Genomic DNA, 26,294 nt, shown 5'->3' with positions numbered 1-26,294 from the left:
CCTCCCGAGGCCATATGCACATCCCGGTCACGGGCTTTGCCACCGCTGTCTGCGGCCTGCTGCTGGTAGCGCTGGCCCTGCGCGTCTCGCAGCTGCGGATGCGCCATGGCGTGGCGCTGGGTGATGGCGGCAATGCCGAGCTCAACCGCGCCGTCCGCGCGCACGCCAACAGCACCGAACAGGCGCCGATCTTCCTGCTGATGAGCCTCTGCTATGAGCTCTATGCCGGCAGCTCCTGGCTATTGATCGGACTGGTGGCGCTGTTCCTGCTCGGCCGCCTGAGCCTGAGTTGGGGCTTGAGTCGCGCGAACATCAACCGCGCCCGTCGACTGGGCGCCAGCCTCACTTATTTCACCCAGCTGGCACTGGCCCTGGCGCTGCTGACGCAGCTGCTGCGCGGCCTGGCGGCATGAAGCGGCGGCTGGCCACCGCCCGCGGCGAGGCAGTCGCCGCGGTTGATCTCGGCTCCAACAGCTTTCACATGCTGGTGGCCCGCGAGAACGCCGGGCAGCTGCAGATCATCGATCGCCTGCGCGAAGCGGTGCGGCTGGCCGCCGGACTGGATGCGGACCGCCACCTCTCGCCCGAGGCCCAGGCGCGCGCGCTGGCCTGCCTGACGCGTTTCGGCCAGCGCCTGCAGGGCGTGCCCGCCGACCGCGTGCGCGTCGCCGGCACCAACACCCTGCGGCGAATGCGCGATGGCGCGATCTTCATCGCCGCCGCGGAAAAGGCTCTGGGCCACGAGATCGAAATCATCTCCGGCGTCGAGGAGGCGCGGCTGGTGTATTCCGGCGTCACCCATGGCATGGGCCGCAGCCGGCCGCGGCGACTGGTGGTGGACATCGGCGGTGGCAGCACCGAGCTGATCATCGGCAAGGGCGAGGAGCCCAAGCTGATGGAATCAGTGGCGCTCGGCTGCGTGGTGCACAGCCAGCGGCATTTCGCCGACGGCGTGATCAGCCGCGCCCGCTTCCGCCAGGCGCGGCTGGCGGCGCGGGTGGAACTGGAGTTTCTCGAACGACGCTACCGTGAGGCGGGCTGGGACTGCGCCATCGGCGCCTCCGGTACCGTGCGCGGCGCCTGGCGGGTGATGATGGCGCAGGGCTGGGCCGAGGACCGCATCAGCCGCGAGGCGCTGGAAAAGACCGTGAACATGACGGTCGCCGCCGGGCATGTTTCCGCCATCGATTTCAGCGGCCTGCGCGAAGATCGGCGGCCAGTGTTCGCCGGCGGCCTGGCGGTGCTGGCCGGCGTCTTCGACGCTCTGAATCTGGAAGAGATGGAGACCAGCGAGCACGCCCTGCGCGAAGGTCTGGTCTACGACCTGCTGGGGCGCCTGGAGAACCGCGATGTGCGCGGCGCGGCGGTGGCGGCGATGGCGCGCCGCTACGGTGCGGACCCCGAGCATGCGGTGGCGGTGGAGCGCACCGCTCTGAAAGCCCTGGCGCAGACCGCGGTGGCCTGGAACCTGCCACGGGTGCTGTCGGCGACGCTCTTGGGCTGGGCCGCCCAACTGCACGAAATTGGGCTGGTCATCGCCCACGACAACCACCATCGTCACGGCGAGTACATCCTCCGCAACGGCGATCTGCGCGGCTTCTCGCTCACCGATCAGCGCCTGCTGGCGGCGCTGGTGCGACTGCATCGCGGCAAGTTCACCGCCAGCGCCTGGGAGGATTTGCCCAGCGAGTGGCACGAGCCGATCCAGCGGCTGGCGCTGTTGCTGCGTCTGGCGGTGCTGCTGCACCGCTCGCGCACACCGCGCCTGCAACTGCCGTTTACCCTCAGCCCGGGGCGCAAGACCCTGGAGATCGCCTTCCCGGAAGGCTGGCTGGCCAAGCGCCCTCTGACCGAGGCCGATCTGGAGCAGGAAGCGGAGTATCTGGCCGCCGCCGGCGTGCGCCTGCGCTATCGCTAGCCGCCGCCACTCCCGGCGCTATTTCTTGCGTCGGGAGCCGCCACGCGGCTTGAGCATCTGGCTGACCACCTTGGCTTCCGGCAGTTCGTAATCGGTCAGCGTCTCCAGCAGCCGTGTCTGCACACCCTTGCCACCACCGCCCAAGCGCTCGTAGCGGCCGTCTTCACGCAGTGCCCAGCTTTGCGCGCGGTCGTCGACATAGGCCATCAGCTGCTCGGTCACCTCCGCCCGCAGCTTCTTGTCGAGCAGCGGAAAGGCGATCTCGACGCGGCGGAACAGATTGCGCTCCATCCAGTCGGCGCTGGACAGATACACCTCGGGGTCGCCACCGTTCTCGAAGTAGAAGGTGCGGTGGTGCTCCAGGAAGCGGCCGATCACCGAATGCACCTCGATGTTTTCCGACAAGCCTTTCACGCCCGGCCGCAGGCTGCACATGCCGCGCACCACCAGCTGAATCTTCACGCCCGCCTGGGAGGCGGCGTAAAGGCGGGCGATCATCTCCGGCTCCACCAGCGCATTCATCTTGGCGACGATGCGCGCCGGCTTGCCGCTGGCGGCGTTGTTCATCTCCCGCTCGATCTTGGCGTGCATGCCGCTGGCCATGGTGAATGGCGACTGCAGCAGCCGGTGCATCTTCGCCGCCTTGCCCAGGCTGGTGAGCTGGTGGAAGACGGTGTGCACGTCCTTGCAGATTTCCGCGTCCGCGGTCATCAGGCCGTAGTCGGTATACAGGCGGCTGGTGCGCAGATGGTAGTTGCCGGTGGCGAGGTGGACGTAGTTCCTGAGCCCGGACTCCTCGCGGCGCACCACCAGCATCATCTTGGCGTGGGTCTTGTAGCCGACCACGCCATAGACGACATGGGCGCCGACCTCCTGTAGCCGCTCGGCGAGATCGATGTTGTCGGCCTCGTCGAAGCGCGCGCGCAGTTCCACCACCACGGTGACTTCCTTGCCGTTGCGGGCGGCCTCGACCAGGGCATCGACCACCGGCGACTTGGCACCGGTGCGGTAGAGCGTCTGCTTGATCGCCAACACATTGGCGTCCTTGGCACTCTGCCGCAGCAGTTCGATCACCGGCGTGAAGGAGTCGTAGGGGTGGTGCAGCAGCCGGTCCTTCTCGCGGATGGCGGCAAACAGATCGCCCTGACTCCACTTCGGCAGCTTCTGGGTGAACGGCGGGTACTTGAGGTCTGGCCGCTCGACCAGATCCGGCACCGCCATCAGCCGCATCAGGTTCACCGGGCCGTTGCAGCGATAGACATCGGCCTCGCTGAGCTGCAGCACTTCCATCAGGTGCTGCTGCATGTCGCCCGGACAATTGTGGGCAATCTCCAGGCGCACGGTATCGCCCCACTGGCGCTGTTCGAGCACGTCTTCCAGCTCTTCCAGCAGGTCCTCGGCCTCCTGCTCGTCGACCAAGAGGTCGGAGTTGCGGGTGACCCGAAACTGGTAGCAGCCGCTGGCCTCCATGCCCGGGAACAACTCGTCGATGTAGGCGTGGATCACCGAGGACAGGAACACGAAATCGTCCTTGCCGCCGCTGACCTTGGCCGGAATGCGGATCAGCCGCGGCAGCGCGCGCGGCGCCTGCACCACGGCAAGGCCGGTATTGCGGCCGAAGGCATCCTTGCCAGACAGCGAGACGATGAAGTTGAGCGACTTGTTGAGAATGCGCGGAAACGGGTGCGCAGGGTCCAGACCGATCGGCGATAGTACCGGCAGCAGTTCGGTGAGAAAGAAATTGCGCAGCCAGGCGTCCACCTCGCCAGTCCAGGCGGCGCGGCGCAGAAAGCGGATGCCGGCCTTCTCCATCTCCGGGATCACCACCTCGTTGAACGCCTGGTACTGCTCCTCGACCAGCGCATGCGCCTCGTCGGAGATCAGCTTGAACAGCTCGGCCGGCTGCAGGCCATCGGTGGAACGCTGCTGCACACCGGTCTTCATCTGCTGCTTGATGCCGGCGACGCGAATCTCGAAGAACTCGTCGAGATTGCTGGAGGCAATGCAGAGGAACTTCAGGCGCTCCAGCAGCGGCACGCTCTCGTCCAACGATTGCGCCAGCACCCGGCGATTGAACTGCAGCAGGGAGAGTTCGCGATTCAGGAACAGCTCGGCGGGTTTCAGATTCATGGCGGACAAAGTTGACAGGGCAACACTGTATCCTGCGGCGGGGCCGGTGACGAAGGCGTGACAGAGGCTTTCAACCCCACGACGGCTTGGCGCATCACAAGGGCTCCATCGTCTCTGCCCAAGCCCGCCATGCGCCTACCGAATTCGCCTCGCCTCCTGCTCGCCTGCCTGTCGCTGCCGCTGCTCAGCAGCGGCTGCGTGTTGGTAACCGACAACACGCTCGCGGCCGACAGTCACGGCAACAAGACCATCGTCATCCCCGCCGGACTGGATCGCGCCTACGACGATTACCACTACGCGCCTGCGGTGCGGGTGGGCGACACGGTGATCGTCTCCGGCATCCCGGCCGGTGGCGAGGGCAGCTACGAGGAGCAAGTGAGACGGATGTTCGAACGGGCACGCAAGACCCTGGAGGCTTCCGGCGCCAAGCTCTCGGACGTGGTCGAGATCAATACCTTTCACGCCCAGCCCAAGGACTCCACCGCCTTCAACGCCGAGTTCGAACGCTTCCTGAAGGTGCACAAGGAATACTTCCCGGAAGGCTATCCGGCCTGGACTGCGGTCGGCACCAGCGCCCTGCTGGCGCCGGGCGCGGTCGTGGAGATGCGCTTGGTGGCGGTCATTGGCGCCGGGCGCTCGCCGCGGGTGAAACGGCCGGACTGAGATGCCTCGCGCCGCCTGCTCAGGTCGCCAGCAGCTTGAGCAGGCGCAGGCCGTCGGCGCCATCGGTGTAATAGCCAGGCAGCACCTGTATCTGCCGGTAGCCGTGCTTTTCGTAGAGGCCGCGCGCGGCGAGATTGTCCAGGCGCACCTCCAGCGATACTGCCTGCGCGCCGCGGGCCGCCGCCGCGCGTTCCGCGGCCATGACCAGGGCCTCGCCCAAACCCTGGCCGCGCGCCGCCGGCGCCACCACCAGACTGTAGATGCGCGCCTTGCGACTGTCGGCACGGTGCAGCAGCAGCAGGTCGCCCAGTAGCTTCGGGCCGGTTTCGGCGACCAGCACCTCGGCGCGCGGGGAAGTGAGAAAGCGCCGCCAAGCACGGCGACTCATGCGGTCGGAGGGAAACAGCGCCTCCAGCGCCAGCAGGGCATCGAGATCCTCGATGCGCCCCCGACGAATCTGTGGCGCGCTCACGGCTTGGACCGGGTCTGGACGTCCAGCCGCTGCAGGAAGTGCTCCATCACCCGCTTGTAGAGCGTGGCCTTGAGCACCAGATCCTCGACCCCGACGTCGATATTGGGGTTGTCGTTGACCTCGATGACCTTGACCAGCTTGCCGAACTGCTTGAGGTCGACGCCGTAGAGGCCGTCGCCAATCGCGCGCGCGGCCTCGACCGCCACCTTCACCACCTGCGGTGGCGCTTCCTCGATGGGCAGGGTCTCGTGATTACCCTCGCTCTTCTTGCCGGCGGCGTCGCGCTTGACCACCTGCCAGTGGTCGGTGGCCATGAAATAGCGGCAGGCGTAGAGCGGCCGGCCGTCGAGCACGCCGATGCGCCAGTCGTACTCGGTGGGCTCGAAGCTCTGCGCGACGATCAGGTCGCTGCGCTCCAGAAGCTCGCGGCACTCGCGCTTCAGCTCGGCCTCGCTGCTGACCTTGATGACGCCCTTGGAGAACTGCGAGTCGGGCTGCTTGAGCACGCAGGGGAACCCCAGCTCGCGCCCCACGTAGCTGACATTGCCGCGGTGGATCAGCAGCGTCTTGGGCTGCGGAATGCGATGCCGCTCCATCAGCTGCGCGAGATACACCTTGTTGGCGCAGCGCAGGATCGATTCCGGGTCATCGACCACCACCAGACCCTCACGGGCGGCGCGGCGGGCGAAGCGGTAGGTGTGATGGTTGACCGCGGTGGTTTCGCGGATGAACAGCGCGTCGTACTCGGCGACATGGCCGTAGTCGGACTTGTCGAGGAAGTCCACCGAAAAGCCGAGGTCTTCGGCGGCCTTTTCGAAGGCCTTGAGCGCCTTGGCGTTGCTGGGCGGCTCGGTCTCGGACTCGTTGACCAGGATCGCTAGATCGTAGCGGGTGGAGTCACGGCGCTTGGTCGGCGAGCGGCGGCGGGCGAAATACTCGCGCGCCGCCTCGTACATGAACTCGTGATGGCTGGCCGGCACCTCGCCGAGGGCAACGGCGGACAAGGCCTCGACCTTCCACTCCTCGCCACGCCATTCGAACTTGGCTTGCAGCAAGGGCGCTGGAAAGAAATTGAACAGGGCGCGCGCCAGCCGCTCGTGGCGCTTGGTCGGGCTCTGACCGAAGTAGATGTTGAGCACGTACTCGTTGGAACCCAGGCGAGCCAGGCTCTTGTCGATCAGCTCGTCCAGCTCGTCGTTGAGCACGCTCGGGCTTTCCGCCAGCTTCAGGTCCTGCACGGTGGCGATGTCGGGCAGCGGCTTGTGGCCGCGCGCATGCGCCAGCAGCGACACGTAGTAGCCGGTGGACTGGTAGCTGAAGCTGCGACAGAGGTTGTAGACCCGCACGCCACGCAGGCGGGTGAACAGATCCTGGGTCAGGTAGTTCCAGGCGGTGACCACATCGACGCCCGGAATGGCCAGTGGCCAGTCGCGGGCGTCGTCAACGATGACGATACCGGTCACGGTAGCGTGCAACCTAGTCGCAGCCGCCTTGTTCCCATTGGAGCAGGCAGGGGGTCGTCAGACTCTTGGGGCATTGCGCAATGCGTGGGCGGAGCGATTCGGAATGGCTTTCTGGAACCCGCAGGCGATGCTAGCACGCGGCAAGCTTGCCCGGCGCAGGCGACTGCCCGATCATGCTCGACCAAGTATGAAGCAACAGTCGTTCACCGGACCGTTCAAGATGAAGTTGCGCGCCCTGATTGCCCTGAGCATGCTGCTGGCCAGCGGAACAGCGGCGGCGGCCTCGGAACTGCTGGTGCTGCGCGTTGACGGTGGCGCGCGTAGCGTCCGTGCCGACGCAGCGGCGCCCTTATTGGCACGCAATCCGGTACTGAACGGCGACACCGTCACCCTGGCACCGAACAGCCGGGCGGCGCTGCAACTGGCCGGCGCCGGCCTGATCACCCTGGCACGCAGCGCCGAGCTGCAGGTCTACGACAGCCGCGCCGGCAACCCGGCACAGGGCCGCTTCAAGCTACTCTCGGGCACGGTACGGGTCGACAGCCGGGTCGGCAGTGGCCGGGTGCCACTCGACATCCGCCTCAACATCGGCAGCCTGAAGTCGCGCATCTACGGCGCCGAGGCCCTGGGCGCCAATGACGCCGCCGGCGAAACCCTGTGCCTCTTGGCCGGCGCCATCGAGATCCAGACCAGCGGCGCGCCCGACCACCGCCTCGATACCCCCGGCAACTGCCTGCGCCGCACCCCCGATGGTCAGGTGCGCGAGCTGCGCCTGAGCGAGGACCAGCCGATGCGCCTGGCGCTGAGCGCCAGCGAGTTCGCCGAGCCCGCCGCCGACGCGGCACTGGCCGCCGCCGGTCGCCCAGCACCGACTCCGATCATCGCTCCGGTCAGCAAGCCGGCCGCGGTGGCGCTCGCGGCAACTAGCCCCGCCGCGGCGCCGCCAGCCGCCAGCGCAGCAGTCACGCCAGCCAGCGCCAAGAGCGGCGGCTGGACCGTGGTGGTGCTGTCGCTGGCCAAGCGCGAAACCGTGGAAAGCCGCAGCCAGGCGCTGCTCGACCAGGGCCTGCCCGCCGCCACCCGCCAGGCCGAGGTGAAGGGACAGACCATGTATCGCAGCACCGTCGGCAGCTTCGCCAGCGCCGAGGAAGCCCGCGCCTATGCCAAGACCACCCTCGCCAAGGCCGGCATCCAGGGCTGGGTCTCGCCGCTCTGAGCCGCCCATGGACCGCCGCCTGGCGGTCATCATCCCGGCATTGAACGAAGCCGCCGCGCTACCGGCGCTGCTGGATGATCTCGCCGCCCAACGCGGCCTGAAGCTGCGCTGCATCGTCGCCGACGGTGGTTCCGACGACGCCAGCCGCCAGCTCGCCGCCAGTCGCGGAGCAAGGGTAGTTCGCGCGCCGCGCGGCCGCGGCAGTCAGATGAACCACGGCGCCGACGCTGCCCGCTCCGACTGGCTGCTGTTCCTGCACGCCGACTCGCGTCTGGGCCACCCCGGCCAGTTGGCCGAGGCGCTGGCGGCGATCCAGCAGGCGGCGCAAGACAACCTCGCGGTCGCCGGCCACTGGCCACTGCGCTTTCGCCGTAGCCAGCCGGGCGGCGAGTACTTCTTCCGCTACCTGGAAGGCAAGACCGCCAGCCAGCGCCGCTACAGCATCCATGGCGACCAGGGCCTGCTGATCCACCGCGACTACTTTCAGGCACTGGGCGGCTTCGACACCCGTCTGCCGATCTTCGAGGACGACCGCCTGGCCGACGACATCTTCGCCACCGGGCGCTGGCTGCTGCTGCCGGGGCGCTTGTCCACCAGCGCCCGCCGCTTCGAAAGCGAAGGGCCAGCGGCGCGCTATGCGCTGATGGCGCTGATGGTGGCGGCCGAGGCCGGCGGGCTGGATGCCTATCTGCGCGAGGTTCCCGGCCTCTACCGCGAACAGGCCCAGACCCGGCGCCTGCGGCTGCGGCCTTTTCTGCAAGCAATGCGGGAACAGCTGGAGGCGCTGCCGCTGGCGCAGCAGCAAGTGTTCTGGGAACGACTGGGACGGCTGCTCTGCGACAACGCCTGGCAGCTGGCCTACGGGGCCGATCAGCTGTCCGGCGCCGGACTCGATGGCCCGCTGCTGCGCGCCCACGACCACCTGCTGGCGCCGCGTCTCGCGCAGCCCTGGGCCGGGCGACTGGCGGCAGGGCTGGTCCAGAGCCTGCTGGCCCTGCTCCCCCGGCCGCCACCGGCCGGCGGTGGAAGCACTGCGGGCGGGGCCTGGCTCGCCTAAGCTAATTTACCCCTCAACGATGGAACGCCATGCGCCGCCTCCTTGCCGCCAGCCTGCTCCTGCCACTGCTCCTGCTGGGCTGCAATCTGCAGGGAGAGCCCGCGCAGGCGCAGGCGGCACCGACGCCGGAGTTGCTGCGCGCCCTGAATCGCGGGGTGAACCTGTCCACCTGGCTCACCGACCGGGGCGCGCCGAATATCGACCCGCAGCGCTGGTACATCGACGCCAGCGACTTTCAGCTGATCCGCCGTCTGGGCCTGCGCCATGTGCGCATCCAGGTCGATCCCGGCTTTCTGCAAGACCCGCAGCAGCTGGACCAGCTCAAGGCCGAGCCGCTGGCGGAACTGGAGCGTGGCATCGCCCAGGCGCAGAACGAAGGCCTCTTGGTCATCATCGCGCTGCAACCCAGCGGCGAGTTCAAACGCCAGCTGGCCAGCTCCGAGGCGGGCCGCCAGGCGCTGGCCGACTTCTGGCAACGGCTGGCCCGGGCGCTGAAAGCCGGGGCGCCCAGCAAGCTGGTGTTCGAGGCCTTGAACGAGCCGATGCTGGAAGATGCCGCACAATCGCGTGAGCTGATGCAGCGCTTGGTCAGCGCCATCCGCAGCGAGGCGCCGCGTCACACCATCGTCGTCGCCGGGAACCAGTATTCCGACATCGGCAATCTGGTGGCGATGCAGCCGCTGGCCGACCCCAATCTGGTCTACGCCTTTCACTTCTACGAGCCGCACAACTTCACCCACCAGGGAGCCACCTGGGGCTGGCCACTGTGGGCGAAGTTCGCCAACTGGCCCTACCCGTCCTCGCCAGAGGCGGTGGCGCCGCTGCTGGATAGCGCCGATCCCGAGGCGCGCGAGCACCTGGCCTGGTATGGCGAGCAGCGCTGGAACCGCGCCAAGCTCGGCGAACTGCTCGATCAGGCCGGCCTCTGGGCGGCACGCAACGAGGTGCCGATCTGGTGCAACGAGTTTGGCGCCGTGCGCGACGCCGTGCGCCCCGAAGCCCGCCGCGCCTGGCTGAGCGACGCCCGGCAGCTGCTGGACGCCCGCCGCATCCCATGGAGCCATTGGGACTACGCCGGCCATTTCGGCCTGGTCAGCGGTCCGCGCGGCCGCCGCGTGGTCGACCCGGATGCCGCCGCCGCACTGGAGCTCTCCAGCCGCTGAGCGGTGCACCGCGCCGGCCTGGTCGCCGCCGGCCGTCATCCAGTGAACATCTGTAAACTGTTACCATGACGGGCAACAAGCATCGGCAAAGCACCGGTGCCGGCCTTTGCGTCCCCTCCCTTCGGAGTTTTTGATGTCGTCCTCGTCTGCCACTGAGCACGCACCCATCAACTGGGTGACCACGCTCATGTTCGTGTTCACCACCCTGCCCCTGTTCACCGTGCTGCCCTGGTACCTGTGGACGCATGACGTCTCCGGCTGGGCCTGGCTCTGGGGCGTGGTCCTGCTCTACGCCAACGGTATCGGCATCACCGCCGGCTACCACCGCCTGTGGGCGCACCGCGCCTACAAGGCGCATCCGGTGCTGAAGGTCTTCTACGCGCTGTTCGGCGGCATGGCGATCCAGAACTCGATCCTGATCTGGGCCTCGATGCACCGCATCCACCATCAGCACGTCGATCACGTCGACAAGGACCCGTACAGCGCCAAGCGCGGCCTCTGGTACTCGCACATCGGCTGGATGATCCGCGATTACCCGAGCTGCAAGCTCGACTACGAGAACGCCCGCGATCTCAAGGAAGACCGCATCGTGATGTGGCAGCACCGCAACTACCTGGCGCTGATCCTGGGGATGAACATCGGCATCCCGGTGGCGCTGGGCCTGGCCTACGGCGACCTCTGGGGCTTCGTGCTGATCGCCGGCTTCCTGCGCCTGGTGGTCAACCACCACGTCACCTTCTTCATCAACTCGCTGGCCCATTTCTGGGGCCGCCAGCCCTACACCACGCGCAACACCGCGCGCGACAACGACGTGCTGGCCTTCCTCACCTATGGCGAGGGCTATCACAACTACCACCACCTGTTTCAGTACGACTACCGCAACGGCATCCGCTGGTGGCATTACGACCCGACCAAGTGGCTGATCGCCGCGTGCTCCTGGGTGGGTCTGACTTCCGATTTGAAGCGGGTGCCAGACTTCAAGATTCAGCGCGCCATGCTGCAGGCGCAGTTCGATCGCGCGCGAGAGAAGCTGGCGCAAAAGGCGAACACCAATACCGGCCGGGTCGCAGAGCTGCAGCACCTGCTGGAGCAGGAGTGGCAGAACTTCAGCCAGACCGTCGCCGAGTGGAGCCGCCTGCAGGCCGAGAAGCTGGAAGCCGCCAAGCAGCAGCTCAGCGAGCGTGTCCACGAGCGCATGCACGAGGCACAGAACCAGTGGGAACACAGCGAGATGCGCCAGAAGCTGCTGGCCATGGAGCGTGCACTCGAGGAAGCGCTGGAAATGCAGCGCCAGCGCGTGAAGCTGCTGCGGGCGCAGATGGCCTACGCCTAAGCCAGAGAAGGCGGCGACTCCAGACAAGCCCCGCTCACGCGGGGCTTTTTGTTGGGCACTGCCCAGACGCCGGACGCGGCGGCGACCACAAAAAAACCCCGCCTCGAGGGCGGGGTTTCCAATGCGGTCCGGAGGGCCGCCTTAGTTGTTGCCGCTGCGCTTGCGCTCGCTTTCCTTCAAAAACTTCTTGCGCAGGCGGATGGACTGCGGGGTGAGCTCCACCAGCTCGTCGTCGTTGATGAATTCCAGCGCCTGCTCCAGCGAGAACTTCTTGGGCGGGGTGAGGATGATGTTCTCGTCCGAACCCGAGGCGCGCATATTGGTGAGCTTCTTGCCCTTCAGCGCGTTGACCACCAGATCGTTGTCACGGCTGTGGATGCCGACAATCTGGCCTTCATAGACCTCATCGCCCGGCGCCACGCACATCTGGCCACGCTCCTGGAGGTTGAACAGGGCATAACCCAGCACCTTGCCCATTTCGTTGGAGATCATCACGCCGTTGTAGCGCTGGCCGAGCTGCTTGTTCTCGCCGGCCGGGCCGAAGTGGTCGAAGTTGTGGAACAGCAGGCCGGTACCGCCGGTCTGGTTGACGAACTCGGAGCGGAAGCCGATCAGGCCGCGCGAGCTGATGGTGTATTCGAGACGGACGCGACCCTTGCCGTCCGGCACCATGTTGACCATCTTGCCGCCGCGCTCGGCCAGGCCGGTGATGACCGAGCCCTGGTTGGCCTCTTCGACGTCAGCGACCAGGGTCTCGTAGGGCTCGTGCTCGACACCGTCGACCATCTTGGTGATGACCTGCGGGCGGCCGACGCCGATTTCATAGCCTTCGCGGCGCATGTTCTCCAGCAGCACCGAGAGGTGCAGCAGGCCGCGGCCGGAAACCAGGAACTGGTCCGGCGCCTCGCCGGGACCGACGCGCAGGGCGACGTTGGTTTTCAGCTCCTTCTGCAGGCGATCACCGATCTGGCGGCTGGTGACGAACTTGCCTTCCTTGCCGGCGAAGGGCGATTTGTTGACCTCAAACACCATGGTCATGGTCGGCTCGTCGACCACCAGCGAGGCCAGGCCTTCCGGCACCTTGGCGTCGCAGACGGTTTCCGAAATGCCCAGTTCTTCGATGCCGGTGAGGGCGATGATGTCGCCGGCCTGCGCTTCCGGCACCTCGTGCTTGTCCAGGCCCATGAAGCCCAGCACCTGCAGCACGCGGCCACTACGCACCGTGCCGTCACGGCCGACCACGCTGACCGGCATCATCGGCTTGACCTTGCCGCGGCTGACGCGGCCGGTGCCGATCACGCCGACATAGCTGGAGTAGGCCAGCGAGATGATCTGCATCTGGAACGGACCGTCGGCGTCCACCTTCGGCGGCACCACCTTGTCGACGATGGTCTGGAACAGGTAGTCCATGTTGCCTTCGCGGATGTCCGGATTGTCACCGGCGTAGCCGTTGAGCGCCGAGGCGTAGACGACGTTGAAGTCGAGCTGCTCGTCGGTGGCGCCCAGGCGGTCGAACAGGTCGAACACCTGGTCGAGCACCCAATGCGCGCGGGCGCCGGGGCGGTCGATCTTGTTGATGACCACGATCGGATTGAGGCCCATATTGAAGGCCTTCTGGGTCACGAAGCGGGTCTGCGGCATCGGGCCGTCCTGCGCGTCCACCAGGAGGCAGACCGAGTCGACCATGGACAGCACGCGCTCCACCTCACCGCCGAAGTCGGCGTGCCCGGGGGTGTCGACGATGTTGATGCGGTATTCGGTGTTGGTGCGCTTGTCCAGCCACTTGATCGCGGTGTTCTTGGCCAGGATGGTGATGCCGCGCTCGCGCTCGAGATCGTTGCTGTCCATGATCCGCTCGCCGAGATTCTCGCGGGAATCCAGGGTCTGGGACTGCCGCAGCAGCTTGTCCACGAGCGTGGTCTTGCCGTGGTCGACGTGGGCGATGATGGCGATATTGCGGAGGTTCTGAATGCTCATGGCAGCGATACTCTGAAGGCCCGATGCTGCGACGCAGCACGAAAAAAGATCGCGGATTGTACGCGCGCGGCCATGACTGCGGTAGCACCGCCGGGCGGACAGACCGCTACTGACCGGCAGACGGTGGTGCCGGCCGGCCCAGCGTTGCGGCGCCATAAGCCCGCGGAATCGCAGCGTTAGAGCGGATTTACCGCTTCCCCGGCAACAACCCAGACCTGACAGTACGCCGCTCGCAGGCGCACTGGAGAAGAGCCATGCAGTGGGACGTACTGATCCGCAACGGACTGTTGTTCGATGGTGATGGCCAGGCCCCGGTCGCGGCCGATCTGGCGATCAAGGACGGCGTGGTCGCCAGCCTCGGCACCGGTCTCGACGCCAGCCAGGCGCGGGAGGTGCTGGACGCCAACGGCCACTGGGTGCTGCCAGGCCTGTTCGATGCCCACACCCACCTTGATCTGGAGGTGGAACTGGATGCCCGCCTGCCGGAAGTGGTACGTCATGGCACCACCTCGGTAGTGATCGCCAACTGCTCCCTGGGCCTCGCCTTCGGCCGCCAGGACCGCAATGGTGAGAATCCGGTGGTGGACTGCTTCGCCCGCGTCGAGAACATGCCCAAGCACGTGCTGCAGAAGGCTGCGGCGCGCATCGACTGGCAGGACCCCAAGGGCTATCTGGAGCATCTGGCCGGCCTGCCGCTGGGCCCCAATCTGATCCCGATGGTCCCGCATTCGATGCTGCGCGCCGAGGTCATGGGCCTGCGCGAGAGCGTCAGCCGCGAACCCAGTGTCGAAGAGCTGGAGAAGATGGAGGGCCTGCTCGACACCGCGATGCGCAATGGCTATCCGGGCTTCTCCACCGACGCCCTGCCCTTCCACTACCTCGCCAACGACCCGCACCGGCGCACCAAGATCCCCTCGCAGTGGGGCAGCTTTGCGGAGCTCAAGCGGCTGACCGGCGTGGTGCGCCGCTACGGCCGGGTCTGGCAGGCCACCCCGCCCAAGGACAACCCGCTGACGGTGTTCCGCAACTTCCTGCTCACCAGCAAGCTGCTCTGGGGCAAGACCTTGAAGGTGACCGCGGTGGCGGCGCTCGACATCAGCACCAACAAGAGCCTGGCCAAGCTGGCGATCTTCCTCTCGCGCCTACTCAATTCGCGCTTCATCGGCGGCCACTTCCGCTTCCAGGCCCTGGCGGCACCGTTCCGGGTCTGGTGGGACGGCCCGATCAACCCGCTGGCCGAGGAAATCGCCGAACTGCGCGAGTTGAACGAGCCCGATCTCGAAGACCGCGCCGCCCGCCGCGCCCTGCTCGACGACCCCGCCTACCAGGCGCGCTTCCGCCAGATGTGGATGCTCGGCAAGGGCGGCTTCAACCTCGCTCACCTGAAGCGCCTGCTCAGGCGCGAGCAGTACGCCTTCAGCCGCCGGCTGGACCTGATCGAGGTGGACTCCGGCCCGGTCCCGCGCGACTGGATCGGCGAAACCCTGGCCTCCCTGCTACAACGCCTGCAGGGCTGGCAGGCGACCGGCGGCGGCGCCCGCAATGAGGAGGAGCGCGAGCACTTCGAACGCGCCCCGGCGATCACCGACGAGGTGGACTTCATGCTCCACCTCTACCGCGAGTACGACACCGCGCTGCGCACCGTCACCGTCACCGCCAACCGCGATCCGGCGGTCACCGAGAAGCTGCTGTTCGACCCGCAGGTGCTACCCGGCTTCAACGACAGTGGCGCCCATCTCACCAACATGGCCTTCTACGACGGCAATCTGCGCGGTCTGCAGATGGCGCAGAAGGAGGGACTGGGCAAGGTGGCCTGGCATGTGCGCCGGCTCACCCGCGAACCCGCCGAGTTCTTCGGCGTGCGCGCCGGCCGGCTGGCGGTAGGCATGCCCGCCGACATCACCGTGCTCGATCCTGAGGCCCTGCGCCGCTACCAGAGCGAGGCCAACACCCATTTCGTCTGGCGTGAGGCTTTCCAGCACCACCAGATGGTCAACCGCTCGGACGGCGTGGTGACCGCCACCTACATCGGCGGCAAGCTGGCCTGGCGCGATCAGGCTTTCGCGCCGCGCCTGGGCCGGGAGAAGCTGGGGCGGGTACTGCTGGCGGACGGTGGCGAAGCGCTGCCCACCGAGACGGCACTGGCCAACGCGGCCTAGAGGCTGCCGCTTGCCTGCTGTCTCGGACCGTCCGATCCAGGCCCTGAGCCGATGGAAAGAAGCTCGCCCCCGCAAGCCAGGTCCAGCAAGGCTGGCGGGATCTAGGCGCGCGGCGCGCGGATGACGATGGTTTCGCCGATCCGGTCGTGCACCGTCTGCCGGTTCGGATGAATGAAGTACTGCCAGAAGCCGAAACCCGCCTCCAGCGCCGAAGCGACATAACCCAGCGTCCGCTCCACGCAGTGCCAGAGCGTCAGATGCTCATGCACCAGCGAGACCACGCGGATGCCGAACAGCTTCTTGCCCGGCGTCTGCCCCTGCCAGCGCCAGGTGCTCAGGCCGAAGTAGGCGATGCCGATCAAGAGATCGGAGAAATGATCCTGCGGCGAGAAGCTGATGTTTTCCACCGGCGCGCCGGTCAGCTGCGCCCAGCCGGCGCCAATGGCGCTGGCAACCAACGCGGCCAGGAAGAAATCCAGGCTCCAGGCGAAGGCGCGGCGGCGGAAGCTGGCCAGCTCGATGCCTTCCAGACTCTCCATGCGAGTAGTGGCATGCGCGGTGTAGTAGCTGGTACGGGCCATCGAGAATTCCTTTTCGAGTCGTGGGCCGGAGTCGGGACAGGGCCGCGGGAAGCCCGCAAGATTCAGACCGCGACCCGCACCCGCGCCGCCGAGCGGCGCGACTTGGCGCGCGCCTCCTCGATGGTCTCGGCCAGCGCCAGGGCCACGCCCATGCGGCGGCGGCCGAGGATTTCCGGCTTGCCGAACAGGCGCAGCATGGTGTCCGGCTCGGCCAGCGCCTCGGCGACACCGGCATAGGCCGGCGCGACGCGATCGCCTTCGAGCAGGATGGCGGTGCTGGCGGCAGCACCACGGGCACGGATGTTGGGGATCGGCAGGCCGAGGATGGCGCGGGCATGCAGGGCGAATTCGCTCAGATCCTGCGAGATCAGCGTCACCAGGCCGGTGTCGTGCGGGCGTGGGCTGACCTCGCTGAAGATCACCTCGTCGCCACGCACGAACAGCTCGACGCCGAACAGTCCTCGACCGCCCAGATTGCTGGTGACCGCCTCGGCGATCGCCTCGGCCTTGTGCAGCGCCGCCGGCGACATCGGGTGCGGCTGCCAGGACTCGCGGTAGTCGCCATCGATCTGCAGATGGCCGATGGGCGCGCAGAAGCTGGTCCTGGTGCCGCCCTGGCCGTCGCTGTGGCGCACGGTAAGCAGGGTGATCTCGTAGTCGAAGTCGATGAAGCCCTCGGCGATCACCTTGCCGGCGCCGGCGCGACCACCGGCCTGGGCGTAGTCCCAGGCCTTCTGGACGTCGGCGGCGGTCTTCACCACGCTCTGGCCCTTGCCGGAGCTGGACATGATCGGCTTGACCACGCAGGGGATGCCGACCGCCGCCACCGCCGCCTGGAAGTCGGCGTAGTTGTCGGCGAAGCGGTAGGGCGAGGTCGGCAGCCCGAGAGTCTCGGCGGCCAGGCGGCGGATGCCTTCGCGGTCCATGGTCAGGCGCGCGGCGCGGGCAGTGGGGATCACGTTCCAGCCCTCGGCTTCCAGTTCCAGCAGGGTCGGCGTGTGGATGGCCTCGATCTCGGGGACGATGTAGTGCGGCCGTTCCTGCTCCACCACCTGCCGCAGGCGGGCGCCGTCCAGCATCGGGAACACGTGGCTGCGGTGCGCCACCTGCATGGCCGGAGCGTTGGCGTAGCGGTCGCAGGCGATCACTTCCACGCCCAGGCGCTGCAGCTCGATCACCACCTCCTTGCCAAGCTCGCCGGAGCCAAGAAAGAGCACGCGGGTGGCGTTGGCGGCAAGCGGAGTACCGAAGCTGGGGATCATGGGCGGGGTTCAGTGAAAGGGGCGCGGGCCGATAGTTTGCAGGTCTTCGGTGGTTTGCTGGTAGCGCGAAGCCTCGGAGCCCCGCAACCAAGGCGGGAGCCGGGAAATCGCCACCGTCGCGTTCCGGGTTGGCGCCGGCCGAGCGCTGCTCAGGACGGGTGATTCACCCGCAGTTCAGGCGCATGATCAACAGTGAGGTCCACCCCGGGCGGCGAGGAATTGGTGCCGTCGCCCATCTCCCCACTGAGGCTCACTCCAATGAAAAAGAATCACCTCATCGCCGCCGCGCTGCTGGCCCTCCCGACGCTGGCCGCCGCCCAGGTCGGGGTTTCGATCAGCATCGGCGAACCCGGCTTCTACGGTCGCATCGATATCGGCGACTACCCGCAGCCGCGGCTCATCTACACCAAGCCGAGGATCATCGAACGGGTCACGGTGTCGCGCTCGCCGATCTACCTGCGGGTTCCGCCTGGCCATGCCAAGCACTGGGACAAGCACTGCCACGAGTACGACGCCTGCGCCCGCCCGGTCTATTTCGTCGAGGACGACTGGTATGAGCGCGTGTACGTGCCCGAGTACCAGACCCGCCGCCAGGGCCCTGGCGAGCGCGGCAATGACCACGGCAAGGACAAGGGCAAGAGCCACGGCAAGGGGCACGACAAGCACTGAGCCGGCCGCTTTCGGCACGGCGGATGGGTCCGACCATCCGCCGCACCCCTAGGGATGTCATCGCGCGGAGTTAATCTAATGGGCATCTAGGAGTCTTCATGCCCGTCCCGACCACCGCCATCCGCCGCACCAAGATCGTCACCACCCTCGGCCCCGCCACCGATGCCCCGGGCGTACTGCGCGCCCTGGTCGCGGCCGGCGCCGATGTCATGCGCATCAACTTCAGCCACGGCAGTGCCGAGGACCACGCCCGGCGCATCGTCGCCGTGCGCGAGGCCGCCGCCGAACTGGGCCGGGACATCGGCATCCTGGCCGATCTGCAGGGGCCGAAGATCCGCATCGAATCCTTCGCCAACGGCCCGGTGGAGCTGGTCGAAGGTGCCGCCTTCGCGCTCGACACCGCCCACGACCCGAAGGGCGGCGACCAGACCGTGGTCGGCTGCGCCTACCGGCGCCTGCCGCACGATGTCTTTCCGGGCGACACCCTGCTGCTCAACGACGGCGCCATCGCCATGCGGGTGGAAAAAGTGGCCGGCACGCGCATCGACTGCGTGGTCACCCAAGCCGGCCTGCTCAGCAACCGCAAGGGCATCAACAAGCTCGGCGGCGGCCTGTCGGCGGCGGCACTCACCGACGAAGACCGGGCCAACATCCGCCATGCGGCGAACTGGGACTGCGACTTTCTCGCCGTCTCCTTCCCGCGCTCGGCGGCGGACATGCACGAGGCCCGCAACCTGCTGCACGAGGCCGGCGGCCACGCCCAACTGGTGGCGAAGATCGAGCGTGCCGAGGCGCTCACCAACCTCGAACAGATCGTCCAGGCCAGCGACGCGGTGATGGTGGCGCGCGGCGACCTGGGCGTGGAGATCGGCGATGCCGAACTGCCCGGCTGGCAGAAGAAGATCATTGCCGCCGGCCGCGAAGGCAACAAGATGGTGATCACCGCCACCCAGATGATGGAGTCGATGATCACCAGTCCCATCCCCACCCGCGCCGAGGTGCTGGACGTCGCCAACGCGGTCATGGACGGCACCGATGCGGTGATGCTCTCGGCCGAGACCGCCAGCGGCAAGTACCCGGTGAAGGTGGTGGAAGCCATGGCCCGGGTGGTGCTGGGCGCCGAGGCGCATCCGGCGCCGGGCATCAACGGCAGCCGCAGCGACTCGCACTTCAAGCGCATCGACGAGGCGGTGGCGATGGCCACCGCCTGGACCGCCCAGCGCATGCACGCGCAGGCGATCATCGCGCTCACCGAGTCCGGCTCCTCGCCGCTGATGATGAGCCGGGTGGAGCGCTACATCCCGATCTACGCGCTCACTCCGCACGACCGCACCCGCCGGCGCATGGCGCTGTGCCGGGGCGTGTATCCGGTGCTGTTCCATCCCAGCTCCACCGACGGCCTGGTGACCGTGCAGGAGGCCATCGACGCGCTCAAGCAGCGCGGCCTGCTCAAGGACGGCGACCGGGTGCTGCTGACCAAGGGCGACAACAACGGCTCGGGCGGCACCAATGCCATGAAGATCCTCACCGTCGGCGCGCCCGGCTGAGCCTCCGGCCGCGAACCGGCGCAGCCGATCCGCAGCAGGCAATCGCCTCTCTTTCAGGAGTGAACGTGGACACAACCGAGCTGGAATATGTGGGCTTCTGGGCGCGCGTCGGCGCCTCGCTGGTCGACACCCTGTTGATCGGCCTGGTGATCTGGCCGCTGCTGACGGTGTTCTACGGCTGGGACTACTGGACCGACCCGAGCAGCGATACCGGCGTGCTGGATCTGTTCATCTCCTATGTACTGCCGGCGGTGGCGGTGCTGGCGTTCTGGATCGCCCGGCAGGCGACACCCGGCAAGATGCTGCTGTCGGCCCGCATCGTCGACGCCAAGACCGGCGGCAAGCCCAGCAACCGTCAGCTGCTGGCCCGCTACCTCGGCTATTTCGTGGCGATGATCCCGCTGTTCCTGGGCATCCTCTGGGTCGGCATTGACGCCCGCAAACAGGGCTGGCACGACAAGCTGGCCGGCACCGTGGTGGTCCGTCCCAAGCTGCGCGGCCCGCAGCCGGTGTCCTTCCCGCAGGCCTGAAAACCCGGTTGGCGTGGCAGACTGATCAACACAACATCCCGGGGAGAAACCGCATGAGCCAGATCGCCAATGGCGTCATCGCGCTGGTCGCGCTGCTGCACATCTACTTCCTGATCCTGGAGATGTTCCTCTGGGATACGCCTTACGGCCGCAAGACCTTCAAGCTCACCGCCGAGTTTTCCGCCGCCTCCAAGACGCTCGCCGCCAACCAGGGTCTGTACAACGGCTTTCTCGCCGCCGGCCTGATCTGGGGCCTGTGCCTGGGCGCCGAGGGCCAGGCGATCAAGAGCTTCTTCCTGGCCTGCGTGATCGTCGCCGGCGTCTACGGCGCGGCCACGGTCGGCAAGAAGATCCTGTTCATTCAGGCCCTGCCGGCTGCGCTGGGTTTGGGACTGCTGCTGGTCTAGCTAGATCGGCGCGCCTTGGCCCCCTTGACCACCGGCCTCCGCTTGGCCGCGGACTTGGGCTGAACCCGGCTCTTGCCGGCGGACTTGGCCAGGACTTTCGCCTTGCTGGCGACTTTCGTCTTGGCCTTGCGCTCTACAGGCGCCGGTCGGCCCGGCTTGGCGGCGGCCGCCACCGGTGCGCCGGCCTCGCCCTCGCCCAGCGCCAGCGCGCGCTCCAGCTCGGCCAGCGCGTCGCGCGAGTACACCGCCAGACGCTGCAAGCTGGGGATGGCATCGCGGCAGCCGAGAAAGCCCACCGCGATACGGTCGGCATAGCCGACCAGGGTGACGTTCAGGGCGTAGCCGTCGAACAGGAAGGACACCGGGTACATGGCTTCCAGCTCGGCGCCCATCAGGTACAGGCGCTCGCGCGACAGCACCACGTTGGACACCACCACGTTGAAGAACGGCGGCATCTTCGGCAACAGGCCCGACATCTGTCCCATCATCAAGGGCGCGATGCCCAGCAGCGCGAACTGCATCTGCGCGGCATAGGGCATGCCGTTGACCTCGTCCTTGCCGCGCACGGTGATGCGGTGGATCAGCTCCAGACGCTGCCTGGGGTCGTCCAGCTCGGTGCCCATCGGCACCACGAAGCCGGCGGCGGCATTGCCTATCTGGCCGTCATTGCGCTTGAGCGCCACCGGCACCGAGGCCAGCAGCGACTTGGCCGGCAAGGCGCCCTGCTCCAGCAGATAGCGGCGGATGGTGCCGCCGACCACGGCCAGCATCACGTCATTGGCGGTGGTGCCAGTGGCGGCGGCGATCGCCTTGATGCGCGGCAGTTCGAGGATCTGGGTGCCGAGGCGGCGCTGCTGCGAGACCGGCACATTGAAGCGACTGCGCGGCGTCTGCAGCGCGACGCGGGCGCTGCTGTCCTCGCCCTGCAGCATCCGGCCCAGTGTCCGCACCAGCTCGCCGATCCCGCGCGCCTGTTCGGCGGCGGCGGCCGTAGGCTGGCGCAGGCGCTCCATCAGACCGCGCGGCGCGCGTGCACCTTCCGGGCGCGGCGGCTTGGCGGCAAGTATCCAGGGCCCCGGCGTGTCGCGGTTGGCAGGATCGGTGGACAGCCACTTCTGCACCATGCGCATCGCGCCCATGCCATCAATCGCGCAATGATGCGCCTTGAAGTACAGCGCGAAGCGCCGGCAGCGGCGCAGCGGCTCGCCACTGTGCGGATCGAGTTCCGGATCCAGGCCCTCGATCAGATGGCACTCCCACAGCGGCCGGGAGAAATCCAGGGGGTGCGAATGCAGGCGCGCCACCAGCTGACCCAGTTCGCGCTCGCCACCCGGGAAAGGCAGTGCCGAATGGCGCAGGTGGTAATCCATGTCCACCGTGGTTTCCACCCAGGCCGGTGCCAGCTTGCCGCGCGCCAGCTTGCAGTTGAAGGGCTCGGGCATGAACGGCTTTTCGCGCATCCGCAGCATCAGCGCGCGCACGAAGTCTGGCGGCGCGTCATCGGGCAGGCGGAAGGTCATCAAGGCGCCCACGTGCATGGGCGTGCGCTTGGATTCCATGCGCAGGAATGCCGCGTCGATAGGACTCAGGTATTTCATGCCGGCTCCTCTGGCGGTGCGTGATGACCCGCTTTCTTGGGTCTCGCGCTTCGTGGTTTTCGCCCATACGGTGCATGAGTTCTGAGCCCTCCGCCAGTGCCCCGATACACAACCTGCATCACTAATCAGTTCGGGTGAGGCTCAGGCCAGTGAGCCTCAATAGGGTGTCAGCAGAGGTAAAACCAGATAGCCGGCGATAGATCCGGCAGTGCTGTCATGAGGAGACAAGAATGCTTGAACCCCGTCTGCCGCGTCGGCTTTGGACGCTGGCAGCAATGATGGCCGGGCTGTGCGCAGGGAGAGCGCAAGCCGGCAGCTTTGATTTCTGGGATACACAAGGCGAGTACAAACTGACGCTCAACTACGCGCTGGCTGCGCGCACCAAGAAGCCAGACGAGCGTCTCATCAATGGCCCGGTTCAGCCCCTGGAGGCCGGCGGCCCAGTGGCCGCGGGCCAGTTGGGACCCGGGCAGCCGGCACAGCCGGCCACGTTTCACAACACCGGTCTGCCCAACACCATCAACATCGACGACGGCAACCGCAACTTCAAGCGGTTCTCGCTGGTGCACAACCGGCTGTCGATGTTCGGCGAGCTGAGCCTGAAGCGCGAGGGCTATGGCGCCATCTTCAGCGGCGACGCCTTCTACGACCAGGTGTACCGGCAGACGAACGACAACGATTCGCCGGAAGAAGCCAGGCGCACCGTCAACACGATGAACATGCCGGCCAACGAGTTCACGCCGACCACACGCCGCATCGACGGCATGCGGGCGCGCCTGCTCGATGCCTATGCCTATTTCGACTACAGCTTCACCGACGAGGTCGCGCTCAACCTGCGCGTCGGCCAGCAGGTGGTGGCCTGGGGCGAGAGCCTGTTCCTGCGCGGCATCGCGCTCTCGCAGGGCCGCGCCGACGCCACCCGCTCCTCGGTGCCGGGCGCCGAGATCAAGGAGCTGCTGCTGCCCACCAACCAGGTCGGCCTCTCGCTCTCGCTCGGCGACCGGCTGACCCTGCTGGGCAACTACAAGCTGGAGTTCAAGGAAACCGAGCTGTTCCCGCACGGCGACTATCTGTCTCCGGCGGACCTGATCGGTCCCGGCGCCACCTTCACCTACGGCTCGATCAACCCGGCCTACGGCGACGGCTGCGCCGGACTGCTGCCGGCGCCGTTCCCGGAAACGCTCAACCAGACCATCTGCGGCACCGGCCTGCCGGGCCCGCTGACCAATTCCGCGCCTTACATCTACGTCTATCGTGCCGAAGACATCCGGCCCAGCGACTGGGGACAGTGGGGCGCCGGTCTGAAGTTCTCGGCGACGCCGACCACCACGCTGGGTGCGTTCTTCCTGCGCTATGTCGATGCCAACCCGACCGTGCAGTTGAATACCGGTTTCGCGCCGTTTGGCGAAGACCCGATCACCGGCACGCCGATCACCACCGAGATCATCAACCAGTACGTTCCGGTCACCTACAACGTCAAGTACTTCGGTGAGATCAAGCTGTACGGGACCAGCTTCTCGACCACGCTGGGGCCGCTCAACGTCGGCGGCGAGTTCAACTACCACCAGGGCATCGACACCCAGGTGCAGGCGGAAATCTCCGGCGTGCTCAGTCCGGTGTTCACCCGCGCCGATATCGGTCAGGCGCTGCTGTCGGCGATCTACGCCGGCAATCCAGACTTCCTGGTCGATGACATAGCCATCGTCGGAGAGGTGGCCTACCACCACGTCTATTCCGTCGATGCCTTCGAGCCGCAGTTGGGCATCGCCCCGGTGGGCGATGGCAAGCAGTTGTTCGGCAACCGCAATGCCTGGGGCTTCCAGACCCTGATGCTGGGCACCACGCGCAACGTGCTGGATGGCTGGGACCTGAAGAGCCAGCTCGCCGTCGGCGCCCTGGTCAAGGGCAACCCCTCGATCAGCGGCCAGTTCGGCCCCCTGTATGGCGAGGGCGATCAGCGCGTCGGCGTCGGCTTAGGCATGCAGTACCTGCAGAACTTCGAGGTCGGCGCCAGCTACCAGAAGTTCTTCGGATCGCCGGACCGCTACATGCGCGGCAGCCCGGTGGTGTTCCAGAACCCCTATTCGGATCGCGACTACGTCACGTTGAACTTCAAGTACAACTTCTAGCAGTACCGCAGTACGCGAAGGAACCGCGAAGACCCGACCGCAAGTCGGGTCTGCTCAATTCAAGGAGGAAGAAGAAGATGATGACTGCGTCGAAAATGCGCGCCAGGATCCTGGCGAGCGCAGCCGTGCTGTTGATGTCTGGCGCTCCGGCAAGGGCCGGCTCGCTGGATCTCTGGGGCACGGATATCGAGTACCGCACCTCGCTGAACTACGCCCTGGCGATGCGCCTGAAGAACCCCGATCAGGCGCTCATCAACGGCCCGGTGGACCCGCTGGTGCCTGGCGTGCCCATCCTCGATCCGGTTTCCGGTCAGCCGGTGCAGCTGGTGGGCTTCACCCACACCGGCCTGCCCAGCACGATCAACATCGACGACGGCAACCGCAACTTCAAGCAGTACTCGCTGGTGCACAACCGGATTACCGCGTTCAGCGAGCTGCAGTTCAAGCGCGAGAACTACGGCGCCATCTTCAGTGGCGACGCTTTCTACGACCAGGTGTACCGGCAGTCGAATGACAACGACTCGCCGGAGACCGTCAACACCATGGGCATCCCCAACAACGAGTTCACCAGCGACACCCGCCGCTTCGACGGCATGCGCGCGCGGCTGCTCGATGCCTATGGCTACTTCGACCACAGCTTCACCGACGAGGTGGCGCTCAACCTGCGCGTCGGCCAGCAGGTGATCGCCTGGGGCGAGAGCCTGTTCATGCGCGGCATCGCCCTCTCCCAGGGTCGCGCCGACGCCACTCGCTCCTCGGTGCCGGGCGCCGAAATCAAGGAACTGCTGCTGCCCGGCAACCAGGCCGGCCTGCAACTCTCGCTCAGCAACACCATGACCCTGTTGGGCTATTACAAGCTCGACTTCGCGCCCACCGAGCTCTTCCCCACCGGCGACTTCCTGTCGCCGGCCGATCTCATCGGCCCGGGTGCGACCTTCACCCATGGCTCGATCAACCCCGCCTATCTCGACGGCTGCCCCGGCCTGCTCGACATCGGCGCCTTCGTCCCCGGCCTGCCTCTGGACCTGAGCGGTCTCTGCAACCTGGGCGGTCTTGGCCGCTTCCTGCTCAACGCCTCGCCCAATATCTACGTGACCCGCAAGGAAGACATCAACCCCAGCAACTGGGGCCAGTGGGGTACCGGCCTGAAGTGGGCGGTCACGCCGGGCACCACCCTGGGCTTCTTCTTTCTGCGCTATGCCGATGCCAATCCGACGGTGCAGCTCAACCCCGGCTTCGCCTACATCGGCACGGTGCCGGGCACCAATGTCGACATCACCACCGCCGTCGTCAACCAGTACGTCCCCGAGACCTACCAGATCAAGTACTACGGCGGCATCAAGCTCTACGGCCTGAGCTTTTCCAGCACCCTGGGACCGCTCAATGTCGGTGGCGAGTTCAACTATCACCAGGGCATCGACACCCAGGTGCAGACCATCATCTCCGGCGTGCTCAGCCCGGTGTTCACCCGTGCCGATATCGGCCAGGTGCTGCTGTCGGCGATCTACGCCGGCAACCCGGACTTCTACATCGACGATCTCGCGGTGGTCGGTGAAGTGGCCTACCACCACGTCTTCTCGGTGGACCCGGTGGAATCGCAGGACGGCATCATCCCGGTCGGCGACGGCAAGCAGCTGTTCGGCAATCGCAACTCCTGGGGCTACCAGATGCTGGCACTGGGCACCCGCCGCAACGTGCTGGACGGCTGGGACCTGAAGCACACGCTGTCCTGGGGCGCGATCGGCAAGGGCAATCCCTCCATCAGCGGCGCCTTCGGCCCGCTCTATGGCGAGGGCGACCAGCGCCTCGGCGTCGGCCTGGGCATGCAGTACCTGCAGAACTTCGAGGTGGGCATCAGCTACCAGAAGTTCTTTGGCGATGCCGAGCGGGTGATGCGCGGCAGCCCGGTGGTGTTCCAGAACCCCTATGCCGACCGCGACTACGTCGCCCTCAACATCAAGTACAACCTCTAGACCTGATGATCCGGCCGGGTGACGCCCTTAGCGTCACCCGGCCTTTT

The 26,294-nt window shown here is 66.9% G+C and carries 21 protein-coding genes; 14 read left to right on the top strand and 7 right to left on the bottom strand.

Features of this window, described 5'->3' with window-relative positions; translation table 11 throughout:
- Positions 1-14 precede the first annotated feature (14 nt).
- Together AC3WT6_RS05925 and AC3WT6_RS05920 are read left to right on the top strand one after the other, a co-directional pair.
- Positions 15-413: an MAPEG family protein gene (locus AC3WT6_RS05925; RefSeq protein WP_492652636.1), complete on the top strand. Its 399-nt coding sequence runs from the start codon at positions 15-17 to the stop codon at positions 411-413.
- Positions 410-1,918, top strand: a complete 1,509-nt coding sequence (locus AC3WT6_RS05920; RefSeq protein WP_492652635.1) for a Ppx/GppA phosphatase family protein — start codon at positions 410-412, stop codon at positions 1,916-1,918. Before AC3WT6_RS05925 ends, AC3WT6_RS05920 begins: the two co-directional genes overlap by 4 nt.
- Before the next feature lie 18 nt (positions 1,919-1,936).
- On the opposite strand, the gene ppk1 is transcribed toward AC3WT6_RS05920, so the two are convergent.
- Positions 1,937-4,048 (bottom strand): polyphosphate kinase 1, encoded by a 2,112-nt coding sequence (gene ppk1 / locus AC3WT6_RS05915; protein ID WP_492652634.1) that lies wholly within the window; start codon positions 4,046-4,048, stop codon positions 1,937-1,939.
- 129 nt (positions 4,049-4,177) lie between these two features.
- Here ppk1 and AC3WT6_RS05910 point away from each other — a divergent pair, with 129 nt between their 5' ends.
- A complete protein-coding gene (locus AC3WT6_RS05910; protein WP_492652633.1) occupies positions 4,178-4,711 on the top strand; it encodes a Rid family hydrolase in 534 nt (177 codons plus the stop codon).
- A gap of 19 nt (positions 4,712-4,730) precedes the next feature.
- On the opposite strand, the gene AC3WT6_RS05905 is transcribed toward AC3WT6_RS05910, so the two are convergent.
- Together AC3WT6_RS05905 and AC3WT6_RS05900 are read right to left on the bottom strand one after the other, a co-directional pair.
- Positions 4,731-5,183, bottom strand: a complete 453-nt coding sequence (locus AC3WT6_RS05905) for a GNAT family N-acetyltransferase (protein ID WP_492652632.1) — start codon at positions 5,181-5,183, stop codon at positions 4,731-4,733.
- The gene (locus AC3WT6_RS05900) at positions 5,180-6,646 is read right to left on the bottom strand and encodes a RimK family ATP-grasp domain-containing protein (RefSeq protein WP_492652631.1); all 1,467 of its coding nucleotides are present in this window, start codon (positions 6,644-6,646) and stop codon (positions 5,180-5,182) included. Before AC3WT6_RS05900 ends, AC3WT6_RS05905 begins: the two co-directional genes overlap by 4 nt.
- Positions 6,647-6,833: 187 nt before the next feature.
- On the opposite strand from AC3WT6_RS05900, the gene AC3WT6_RS05895 reads away from it, so the two are divergent.
- From AC3WT6_RS05895 to AC3WT6_RS05880, 4 genes are all read left to right on the top strand, one after another.
- Positions 6,834-7,862 carry an SPOR domain-containing protein gene (locus tag AC3WT6_RS05895; protein ID WP_492652630.1) on the top strand — a complete coding sequence of 343 codons (1,029 nt, stop codon included), beginning with the start codon at positions 6,834-6,836 and terminating at the stop codon, positions 7,860-7,862.
- Positions 7,863-7,869: 7 nt separating this feature from the next.
- Positions 7,870-8,919: a TIGR04283 family arsenosugar biosynthesis glycosyltransferase gene (locus AC3WT6_RS05890; RefSeq protein WP_492652629.1), complete on the top strand. Its 1,050-nt coding sequence runs from the start codon at positions 7,870-7,872 to the stop codon at positions 8,917-8,919.
- Positions 8,920-8,948: 29 nt separating this feature from the next.
- Positions 8,949-10,082: a glycoside hydrolase family 5 protein gene (locus AC3WT6_RS05885; protein WP_492652628.1), complete on the top strand. Its 1,134-nt coding sequence runs from the start codon at positions 8,949-8,951 to the stop codon at positions 10,080-10,082.
- Positions 10,083-10,215: 133 nt separating this feature from the next.
- Positions 10,216-11,415 (top strand): fatty acid desaturase, encoded by a 1,200-nt coding sequence (locus tag AC3WT6_RS05880; RefSeq protein WP_492652627.1) that lies wholly within the window; start codon positions 10,216-10,218, stop codon positions 11,413-11,415.
- A 141-nt stretch (positions 11,416-11,556) separates the two neighbouring features.
- Here AC3WT6_RS05880 and typA read toward each other — a convergent pair whose 3' ends face one another.
- On the bottom strand, positions 11,557-13,392 hold the full coding sequence (gene typA / locus AC3WT6_RS05875) for a translational GTPase TypA (protein WP_492652626.1): 1,836 nt from the start codon (positions 13,390-13,392) through the stop codon (positions 11,557-11,559).
- A 254-nt stretch (positions 13,393-13,646) separates the two neighbouring features.
- Here typA and AC3WT6_RS05870 point away from each other — a divergent pair, with 254 nt between their 5' ends.
- A complete protein-coding gene (locus AC3WT6_RS05870; protein ID WP_492652625.1) occupies positions 13,647-15,551 on the top strand; it encodes an N-acyl-D-amino-acid deacylase family protein in 1,905 nt (634 codons plus the stop codon).
- Positions 15,552-15,652: 101 nt separating this feature from the next.
- On the opposite strand, the gene AC3WT6_RS05865 is transcribed toward AC3WT6_RS05870, so the two are convergent.
- Positions 15,653-16,132, bottom strand: a complete 480-nt coding sequence (locus tag AC3WT6_RS05865; RefSeq protein WP_492652624.1) for an RDD family protein — start codon at positions 16,130-16,132, stop codon at positions 15,653-15,655.
- A gap of 62 nt (positions 16,133-16,194) precedes the next feature.
- The gene (gene purT / locus AC3WT6_RS05860) at positions 16,195-17,391 is read right to left on the bottom strand and encodes a formate-dependent phosphoribosylglycinamide formyltransferase (RefSeq protein ID WP_492652851.1); all 1,197 of its coding nucleotides are present in this window, start codon (positions 17,389-17,391) and stop codon (positions 16,195-16,197) included.
- Between the two features lie 261 nt (positions 17,392-17,652).
- Between purT and AC3WT6_RS05855 the strand changes: the two genes are divergently transcribed.
- From AC3WT6_RS05855 to AC3WT6_RS05840, 4 genes are all read left to right on the top strand, one after another.
- Complete coding sequence (locus AC3WT6_RS05855) at positions 17,653-18,063, top strand: hypothetical protein (protein ID WP_492652623.1); 411 nt, start codon at positions 17,653-17,655, stop codon at positions 18,061-18,063.
- Positions 18,064-18,161: 98 nt separating this feature from the next.
- Positions 18,162-19,610: a pyruvate kinase gene (gene pyk, locus AC3WT6_RS05850; RefSeq protein WP_492652622.1), complete on the top strand. Its 1,449-nt coding sequence runs from the start codon at positions 18,162-18,164 to the stop codon at positions 19,608-19,610.
- 65 nt (positions 19,611-19,675) lie between these two features.
- The gene (locus tag AC3WT6_RS05845) at positions 19,676-20,140 is read left to right on the top strand and encodes an RDD family protein (RefSeq protein ID WP_492652621.1); all 465 of its coding nucleotides are present in this window, start codon (positions 19,676-19,678) and stop codon (positions 20,138-20,140) included.
- 53 nt (positions 20,141-20,193) lie between these two features.
- Positions 20,194-20,547: a DUF1304 domain-containing protein gene (locus tag AC3WT6_RS05840; RefSeq protein ID WP_492652620.1), complete on the top strand. Its 354-nt coding sequence runs from the start codon at positions 20,194-20,196 to the stop codon at positions 20,545-20,547.
- Here the strand turns inward: AC3WT6_RS05840 and AC3WT6_RS05835 are convergent.
- A complete protein-coding gene (locus AC3WT6_RS05835; protein ID WP_492652619.1) occupies positions 20,544-22,145 on the bottom strand; it encodes a wax ester/triacylglycerol synthase family O-acyltransferase in 1,602 nt (533 codons plus the stop codon). The genes AC3WT6_RS05840 and AC3WT6_RS05835 overlap by 4 nt on opposite strands.
- Before the next feature lie 230 nt (positions 22,146-22,375).
- On the opposite strand from AC3WT6_RS05835, the gene AC3WT6_RS05830 reads away from it, so the two are divergent.
- Together AC3WT6_RS05830 and AC3WT6_RS05825 are read left to right on the top strand one after the other, a co-directional pair.
- Positions 22,376-24,274: a DUF1302 domain-containing protein gene (locus AC3WT6_RS05830; RefSeq protein ID WP_492652618.1), complete on the top strand. Its 1,899-nt coding sequence runs from the start codon at positions 22,376-22,378 to the stop codon at positions 24,272-24,274.
- An 80-nt stretch (positions 24,275-24,354) separates the two neighbouring features.
- Positions 24,355-26,247, top strand: a complete 1,893-nt coding sequence (locus AC3WT6_RS05825; RefSeq protein WP_492652617.1) for a DUF1302 domain-containing protein — start codon at positions 24,355-24,357, stop codon at positions 26,245-26,247.
- Positions 26,248-26,294: the final 47 nt, after the last annotated feature.

The sequence above is a fragment of the Stagnimonas sp. FW305-C-60 genome (assembly GCF_058782965.1).
The sequence above is the reverse complement of the archived record's forward strand: the minus strand, read 5'-3'. Positions and strand labels throughout refer to the sequence as shown.

Bases quoted from the DNA above. Each gene is read 5' to 3' on its own strand.
- AC3WT6_RS05880 (WP_492652627.1), top strand. From the start codon at position 10,216: ATGTCGTCCTCGTCTGCCACTGAGCACGCACCCATCAACTGGGTGACC.
- AC3WT6_RS05865 (WP_492652624.1), bottom strand. From the start codon at position 16,132: ATGGCCCGTACCAGCTACTACACCGCGCATGCCACTACTCGCATGGAG.
- AC3WT6_RS05925 (WP_492652636.1), top strand. From the start codon at position 15: ATGCACATCCCGGTCACGGGCTTTGCCACCGCTGTCTGCGGCCTGCTG.
- AC3WT6_RS05895 (WP_492652630.1), top strand. From the start codon at position 6,834: ATGAAGCAACAGTCGTTCACCGGACCGTTCAAGATGAAGTTGCGCGCC.
- AC3WT6_RS05825 (WP_492652617.1), top strand. From the start codon at position 24,355: ATGACTGCGTCGAAAATGCGCGCCAGGATCCTGGCGAGCGCAGCCGTG.
- AC3WT6_RS05890 (WP_492652629.1), top strand. From the start codon at position 7,870: ATGGACCGCCGCCTGGCGGTCATCATCCCGGCATTGAACGAAGCCGCC.
- pyk (WP_492652622.1), top strand. From the start codon at position 18,162: ATGCCCGTCCCGACCACCGCCATCCGCCGCACCAAGATCGTCACCACC.
- AC3WT6_RS05920 (WP_492652635.1), top strand. From the start codon at position 410: ATGAAGCGGCGGCTGGCCACCGCCCGCGGCGAGGCAGTCGCCGCGGTT.
- AC3WT6_RS05885 (WP_492652628.1), top strand. From the start codon at position 8,949: ATGCGCCGCCTCCTTGCCGCCAGCCTGCTCCTGCCACTGCTCCTGCTG.
- AC3WT6_RS05840 (WP_492652620.1), top strand. From the start codon at position 20,194: ATGAGCCAGATCGCCAATGGCGTCATCGCGCTGGTCGCGCTGCTGCAC.
- AC3WT6_RS05830 (WP_492652618.1), top strand. From the start codon at position 22,376: ATGCTTGAACCCCGTCTGCCGCGTCGGCTTTGGACGCTGGCAGCAATG.
- AC3WT6_RS05835 (WP_492652619.1), bottom strand. From the start codon at position 22,145: ATGAAATACCTGAGTCCTATCGACGCGGCATTCCTGCGCATGGAATCC.
- typA (WP_492652626.1), bottom strand. From the start codon at position 13,392: ATGAGCATTCAGAACCTCCGCAATATCGCCATCATCGCCCACGTCGAC.
- AC3WT6_RS05870 (WP_492652625.1), top strand. From the start codon at position 13,647: ATGCAGTGGGACGTACTGATCCGCAACGGACTGTTGTTCGATGGTGAT.
- AC3WT6_RS05855 (WP_492652623.1), top strand. From the start codon at position 17,653: ATGAAAAAGAATCACCTCATCGCCGCCGCGCTGCTGGCCCTCCCGACG.
- ppk1 (WP_492652634.1), bottom strand. From the start codon at position 4,048: ATGAATCTGAAACCCGCCGAGCTGTTCCTGAATCGCGAACTCTCCCTG.
- AC3WT6_RS05910 (WP_492652633.1), top strand. From the start codon at position 4,178: ATGCGCCTACCGAATTCGCCTCGCCTCCTGCTCGCCTGCCTGTCGCTG.